The following is a 6,556-nucleotide window of genomic DNA, read 5'->3' on the forward strand; positions in this document are numbered from 1 at the left end:
CCGCCGGCGTCGTCACCCGGCAGGACGTGCTGGGCCACCTCGTCGGCATCCCGGCGCCTACGGTGCAGTCGTGACCGGTTTCAACACACTCGCCATCCACGCCGGGCAGGAGCCAGACCCCGCCACCGGCGCGGTCATCCCGCCGCTGCACCTGACGACCACCTACAAGCAGGACGGCGTCGGCGGGCTGCGCGGCGGCTACGAGTACAGCCGCAGCGCCAACCCCACCCGGGACACCCTGCAGACGGCGCTGGCCGCGTTGGAGCAGGGCACCCGCGGACTGGCCTTCGCCTCCGGCCTCGCCGCGGAGGACACCCTGCTGCGCACCGTGTGCCGGCCCGGTGACCGGATCGTGCTGGGCGGCGACGCCTACGGCGGCACGTACCGGCTGATCTCCCGGGTGCTCGAGCCGTGGGGCGTCACCCACTCCCCGGTCGACCTCAACGACCTGGACGCGGTCCGCGCCGCGGTCGCGCCGGAGACGACCCGGGTGATCTGGTGCGAGACGCCGAGCAACCCGCTGCTCAACGTCTCCGACATCGCCGCGCTGGCCGAGATCGCGCACGCCTCGGGCACGCTGCTGGTCGTCGACAACACCTTCGCCAGCCCCTACCTGCAGCAGCCGCTGACCCTGGGCGCCGACGTCGTCGTGCACTCCACCACCAAGTACCTGGGCGGGCACTCCGACGTCGTCGGGGGCGCACTCGTGGTCGCCGACACCGAGCTGGGTGAGCGGCTGGCCTACCACCAGAACGCGATGGGCGCGGTCGGCGGCCCGTTCGACTCATGGCTGGTGCTGCGCAGCCTGAAGACGCTCGGGGTCCGGATGGACCGGCACAGTGCGAACGCCGGCCGGGTCGCCGAGTGGCTGCTGGAGCACCCGGGAGTCGGGGACGTGCTGTACCCGGGGCTGCCGCAGCACCGCAACCACGAGATCGCGGCCAAGCAGATGTCCGGCTTCGGCGGGATGGTCTCGTTCCGGCTGAAGGCGGGCGAGGAGGCAGCGCTGCGGGTGTGCGAACGCGCGCAGCTGTTCACCCTGGCCGAGTCGCTCGGTGGCGTGGAGTCGCTGATCGAGCACCCGCACCGGATGACCCACGCCAGCGCCGCCGGCTCCCCCTTGGAGGTGCCGGCCGACCTGGTCCGCCTGTCCGTCGGCATCGAGGACGTCGACGACCTGCTCGCCGACCTGGACCAGGCCCTCGCTTGATCGCCGTTGTGCGCTCACTGTCGGTTCCTCGGCTGAGAAGCGACGGTGAGCGCACAACGGCGGCTCAGCGCGGGGCGGTCAGGATGCGGGGGCCGTCCTCCGTCACAGCCACCGTGTGCTCGACGTGGGCGGCGCGGCTGCCGTCGGCACTGCGCAGCGTCCAGCCGTCGGCGTCGACCCGGTAGTCGTCGCTGCCCCCGGCCAGGAACCACGGCTCGATGGCGATGACCAGGCCGGCGCGCAGCGGCAGCCCACGGCCGCCCCGGCCCTCGTTGGGCACGCTGGGTGCCTCGTGCATCGACCGGCCGACGCCGTGGCCGCCCTGGTCGGTGTTGATGCCGCAGCCGCCGGCCCGACCGACCGCACCGATGGCGGCGGAGATGTCGCCGATCTTGTTGCCGACGACCGCCGCGGCGATCCCGGCGGCCAGCGCCCGCTCGGTGGTCTCCACCAGCCGGACGTCCTCCGGCCGGGGCGTGCCGATCGGGTAGGTGCGGGCCGCGTCGCCCACCCAGCCGTCGAGGGTGGCCCCGGCGTCGACGCTGAGCAGGTCGCCGTCCTCGAGCTCCTGGGCGGTGGGGATGCCGTGCAGGGCCACGTCGTTGACCGACAGGCAGAGCACGCCGGGGAACGGCGGCGTGCTGTGCAGCGGCGCGTAGCCGAGGAACGGCGAGGTGGCGCCGGCATCGGCCAGAACCTGGCGGGCGACGGCGTCCAGCTCGCTCAGCCGTACCCCTGGCGCGGCCAGCGCGTGCACCGCGGCGTGCATGTCGGCGACCACCGCCCCGGCGGCGCGCATGGCGTCGATCTCCCCGGGTGTGCGCAGCTCGATCATCTGGAGTCCTTCCGGTATTTTTATCCCGGTATTACTATCACGCCCATGGTCCGACCGCCGCTGACCCCCAAGGAGCACGAGCGCGGCCGCCGGCTGGGTGGCCTGCTCCGCGCGGCGCGCGGCGACCGCTCCCCCGCCGAGGTCGCCGCCGCCTCCGGGGTGAGCCTCGAGGCGCTCCGGAAGATCGAGTCCGGCCGGGTCCCGACACCGGCCTTCTTCACCGTGGCCGCACTGGCCGGCGCCCTGGACCTGCCACTGGACTCCCTGGTCACCGCGTTGCACACCCCGACCGAGGGCACCGCCCTCACCGCCTGAGCACCCACGGGGCAGGTCCGGTGGCCGGTCCCACACCGCGGCCACCCGTGCAGTGGCCGGCAGCCGGGTAGGGGGTCGTCGTGAGCGAGCCCCGGGTCAGCGTCGTCATCGCCACCATGGACCGACGCGAGTCGCTGCTGCGGTCGCTCGACCGGCTGGACTCCCCCGGCGGGCCACCGGTGATCGTGGTGGACAACGGCTCCACCGACGGCACTGCCGACGCCGTCCGGGCCGGCCACCCCCGGGTGGAGGTGGTCGAGCTGCCGGCCAACGCCGGCGCGGTGGGGCGCGACCACGGCGTCCAGCGGGCCGGCACCCCGTACGTCGCCTTCGCCGACGACGACTCGTGGTGGGAGCCGGGTGCGCTGGAGGCCGCGGTCCACCTGCTCGACGCCCACCCGCAGGTGGCGGTGGTGGTCGGCCGGGTGCGGCTGGCCGGGGACGGCAGCGAGGACGCCGTCACCCGCAAGCACCGCGCCGAGGTGCTCGGCCGTTCCGCCGCCGGGCCCGACGTCCTGAGCTTCCCGGCGTTCGCCGCCGTCGTCCGCCGCGACGCCCACCTGGCCGTCGGCGGCTTCTCCCCGCTGCTGTTCTTCGGCGGCGAGGAGCATCTGCTGGCGCTCGACCTCGCCGCTGCGGGCTGGCAGCTGGTGTTCGCCGAGGACGTCGTCGCCTGGCACGACCCCGCCGGACCCGACCGGCCGAGCCCGGCCCGCTGGGCGGTGCAGACCCGCAACGACGTGCTCGTCGACTGGCTGCGCCGCCCGCTCCCGGTGGCGCTCGCCGCGACCGGGAGGTTGGCGCGCTGCGCCGCCGGGGACGCCGCCGCCCGCCGGGCGCTGGCCGGGGTGCTGCGCCGACTGCCTGCCGCACTGCGCCGGCGCCGGCCCGTGCCGGCCGAGCTGGAACTACGGTTCGCCACCGCCCTGCGCCCGCTGGACCAGGCGGGCTGAGCGATCAGTCCTCGTCGACCAGGGTGAGCGCACCGGTGGGGCAGGCGCGCACCGCGGTCTCCACCGCCGTGAGGTCGGTCGGCTCACCCACCTGGAGCACGCCGTCGTCGTCGAGCTGGAACACCTCCGGCGCCTCCATCTCGCACACCCCCGCGCTCATGCAGACCTCCCGGTCGACCACCACGCGGGTCATCGGGCGCCGGTCAGCCGCGCCGGCAGCCGCTTGAGGCCGTTGACGAACGAGGACTCCAGCCGGGCCGGCGGGCCGGCCACCTCGAGGTCGGGCAACTGGTCGGCGAAGGCCCGGAAGGCCACGCCGATCTCCCGCCGGGCCAGGTGCGCGCCCAGACAGAAGTGCGGACCGCGGGAGCCGAACCCGACGTGCGGGTTGGGGTCGCGGGACAGGTCGAACCGGTGCGGGTCGGGGAAGACGGCGGGATCACGGTTGGCCGCGCCGTAGAACAGCAGGAACTTCGACCCGGCCGGGAACGACTGCCCGGACAGCTCGACGTCCTGGGTGGCCGTCCGCCGCATCCAGGTGATCGGGCTGGTCCAGCGCACGACCTCCTCCACCGCGGTGCGGGTGAGGCCCGGGTCGGCGGCCCACCGGTCGCGCTCGGCCGGGTGCTCGGAGAGCGCGAGCACGCCCTGGGAGATCGCGTTGCGGGTCGTCTCGTTGCCGGCGACCAGCAGCAGGATGAAGAACGAGGCGATCTCCTGCCGGGTCAGCCGCTCGCCGTCGACCTCGGTGCTGACCAGCGCGGTGGTCAGGTCGTCGGCCGGGTGGGCGTGGCGTTCGGCGGCCAGCCGGGCCATCAGTCCGGCGAGCTCCTCCCCGGCCTTCAGGAAGGCGGTGACCATCTGCTCCTCGTCCTGGACGAGTTCGGGGTCACCGCCGGAGAGGATGACGTTCGACTGCTGCAGCACCATCGCCCGGTCGTCGTCCGGGATGCCCATCATGTCGCAGATGACCCGCAGCGGGATCGGTGCGGCGAGGTCGGCGACCACGTCGATGGTGCCGTCGCCGTCCTCGGCGGTCCGCCGGGCGCGGGCGACCACGTCGTCGGCCACCGCCTGCACGCTGCCCACGAGCTTCTCCAGCACCCGGGGCGTGAACGCCTTGGCGACGATGCGCCGGATCTTGCCGTGCCGGGGGTCGTCCATGCTGATCAGCGAGCCGTAGAACTCGTTGAGGTCCGGCGGCATGTCGGCGATGGACACCGCGCCGGAGCCGGAGGAGAACAGCGCCGGCTGGCAGCTGATCGCCTCGACGTCGGCGTACCGGGTCACCGCGCGGTAGCCGGGGCCGGGCTCGATGTAGGGGATCACCGGCTCGGCGAAGAAGGCGAACGGGCGCTCGCGGCGCAGCTGGTCGTACACCGCGTGCCGCTGCTCCGGCGGCGCGCCCCAGAACGTCCGGTCGGACAGGTCGACGGTGTCCAGGTCCAGCGTCGGTGAGCTCACGGTCGGCCTCCAGGGCGGACGACGGGACGCAGCACCCCGACGCTAGCCCAGCCGTGACCGGCGTCACAGGCCCCGGCTCACCCGCCCGCGAGCTCCCGGACGAACCACTCGCGCGCCGCCGCGTTGCCGGCCGCCCCGCGGCGGCGGGCCTCGGCCAGCTCCTGGGTCAGCGTGCCCGACAGCGCGTGCTCCAGCGCCGCGTCGAGGGCGTTGGCGTCGACCTGCTCCGCCGGCAGCACGACCGGCCAGCCGAGCGCTGCGGCCTGGGCACTCACCTTGGCCCCGCCGACGATCGCGTCGCACGCGATGACCGGGACGCCGTGCGCCAGCCCGAGGACCAGCGCGTGCAACCGCATGCTGACCACGACGTCCGCCCGGCGGACCAGCGCCTCGACCTGCAGCGGGAACCGCTCGTGCGGCTTCTCGTACAGGTCCATGGTGAGCTCGAACCACGGGATGGCCCGGGCACCCAGCCAGCTCTCGATGGCGGCCCGCACCTGGGCGGCGCGGCTGCGGTCGCCGTACTCCTCCTGCGGCGGGGCGAAGGCCACCGCGACCACCGGGACGTCCGGGGTGGTGGTGCCGATCGCCAGGTCCGGCCGGGCGATGCCCGGGGCGTCCCGCTCCCAGACCCGGTGGAACAGGGCGCGCCCGGCGTCGGAGACCACCGAGACGTTCACCGCCCACCGCTGGGCGTCGGCGAAGGCCGCGGTCAGCTCCCGCAGCAACGGGGTGTCCGACAGCGGGCCGCTGACGAAGACCAGGTGGGTGTAGTCGGCCGGGTCGAGATCGCGCCAGTTCGCGCCCCGCTGGAGGTAGGGCGCCCAGGCGACGTCGTGGTCGATGCCGGCCTCGGTGAGCCAGCCGAGCACCGCATCGGCACCCAGTTCGTCGCCGATGGTGGCGATCACCTCGTCGAAGCTGAACCAACCGGTGACCAGGACGCGCATGCCCCAAGCCTCTCAGGCGCGCACCGCGCGCCCGCAGCGGCCTCAGGTTCCAGCGACCATGTCGGCTCAGGCCTCGGCAGCGACCAGGTCGCGGTACTCGGGGTGCCGCTCGATCCAGCCGCGCACGAACGAGCACATCGGGACGACGGTGCCGCCCTTGCTCCGGACGTCGTCCAGTGCGGCGCGCACCAGCGTGCTGCCCAGCCCGGAGTGCCCGGCGTCGCTGTCGACCTCGGTGTGGGTGAACACCAGCTGGTCACCGCGGCGCTGGTAGACGGCCTGGCCGAGCAGCTGCTCGCCGTCCCGGATCTCGTAGCGGCTGTCCTCGGGGGCGTCTCTGACGGTCGGCTCCATGCTCTCCCGAACCGGCGTCGCAGCCGGGGTGTTCCCCGGGAGGCTCCCTCAGGACAGCCGGCGGGCCGCCGGACCGGAGGTGACGGTGAGGACGCCGGGGGTGGTCAGGTCCTGCTCACGGCAGGCGGCCACGACCGCCTCCTCGACCGCCGAGGCGTCGGCGGAACGGATCAGCGCGATCGCCGACCCCCCGAAGCCGCCGCCGACCATCCGGGCGCCGAGCGCACCCGCTGCCCGGGCCGCCGCCACGACGACGTCGAGCTCCACGGCCGACACCTCGTAGTCGTCGCGCAGCGAGGTGTGCGAACCGTCGAGCAGCGGCCCGATCTCGGCCACCCGCCGGGCCCGGACGAGCTCGACGACCGCGTCGACCCGCTGGTTCTCGGTGACCACGTGCCGGGTGCGCGCCTGCAGTCGCGGGTCGCTGAGCCGCGCCACGTCGGCCGGCGTCGCGTCGCTGAGCCACTCCAGGCCG

General features: G+C 74.4%; 8 protein-coding genes and 1 pseudogene. 3 read left to right on the top strand and 6 right to left on the bottom strand.

Annotation, left to right across the window (positions count from 1 at the left end; all coding sequences use genetic code 11):
* The first annotated feature begins 70 nt into the window (after nt 1-70).
* On the top strand, nt 71-1,210 hold the full coding sequence (locus G5C62_RS24600) for a cystathionine gamma-synthase (protein WP_036340289.1): 1,140 nt from the start codon (nt 71-73) through the stop codon (nt 1,208-1,210).
* A gap of 64 nt (nt 1,211-1,274) precedes the next feature.
* On the opposite strand, the gene map is transcribed toward G5C62_RS24600, so the two are convergent.
* A complete protein-coding gene (gene map / locus G5C62_RS24605; RefSeq protein ID WP_164703080.1) occupies nt 1,275-2,045 on the bottom strand; it encodes a type I methionyl aminopeptidase in 771 nt (256 codons plus the stop codon).
* Between the two features lie 45 nt (nt 2,046-2,090).
* Here map and G5C62_RS24610 point away from each other — a divergent pair, with 45 nt between their 5' ends.
* Together G5C62_RS24610 and G5C62_RS24615 are read left to right on the top strand one after the other, a co-directional pair.
* Nucleotides 2,091-2,360, top strand: coding sequence for a helix-turn-helix domain-containing protein (locus tag G5C62_RS24610; protein WP_164703081.1), 270 nt, complete (start codon nt 2,091-2,093; stop codon nt 2,358-2,360).
* Between the two features lie 80 nt (nt 2,361-2,440).
* The gene (locus tag G5C62_RS24615; RefSeq protein ID WP_164703082.1) at nt 2,441-3,313 is read left to right on the top strand and encodes a glycosyltransferase family 2 protein; all 873 of its coding nucleotides are present in this window, start codon (nt 2,441-2,443) and stop codon (nt 3,311-3,313) included.
* A 4-nt stretch (nt 3,314-3,317) separates the two neighbouring features.
* Here the strand turns inward: G5C62_RS24615 and G5C62_RS24620 are convergent, their stop codons facing one another.
* The 5 genes and pseudogenes from G5C62_RS24620 to G5C62_RS24640 form a co-directional block, all read right to left on the bottom strand.
* Nucleotides 3,318-3,506 (bottom strand): ferredoxin, encoded by a 189-nt coding sequence (locus G5C62_RS24620; protein WP_036340302.1) that lies wholly within the window; start codon nt 3,504-3,506, stop codon nt 3,318-3,320.
* Nucleotides 3,503-4,777 carry a cytochrome P450 gene (locus G5C62_RS24625; RefSeq protein WP_164703083.1) on the bottom strand — a complete coding sequence of 425 codons (1,275 nt, stop codon included), beginning with the start codon at nt 4,775-4,777 and terminating at the stop codon, nt 3,503-3,505. The genes G5C62_RS24620 and G5C62_RS24625 overlap by 4 nt, the downstream gene beginning before the upstream one ends.
* A 77-nt stretch (nt 4,778-4,854) precedes the next feature.
* The gene (locus tag G5C62_RS24630) at nt 4,855-5,727 is read right to left on the bottom strand and encodes a polysaccharide pyruvyl transferase family protein (RefSeq protein WP_164703084.1); all 873 of its coding nucleotides are present in this window, start codon (nt 5,725-5,727) and stop codon (nt 4,855-4,857) included.
* Nucleotides 5,728-5,793: 66 nt separating this feature from the next.
* Nucleotides 5,794-6,081 (bottom strand): GNAT family N-acetyltransferase, encoded by a 288-nt coding sequence (locus tag G5C62_RS24635; protein ID WP_164703085.1) that lies wholly within the window; start codon nt 6,079-6,081, stop codon nt 5,794-5,796.
* 48 nt (nt 6,082-6,129) lie between these two features.
* Nucleotides 6,130-6,556, bottom strand: a pseudogene (locus G5C62_RS24640) (galactokinase); the annotation flags it as partial.

It is taken from the genome of Modestobacter sp. KNN46-3, assembly GCF_011039295.1.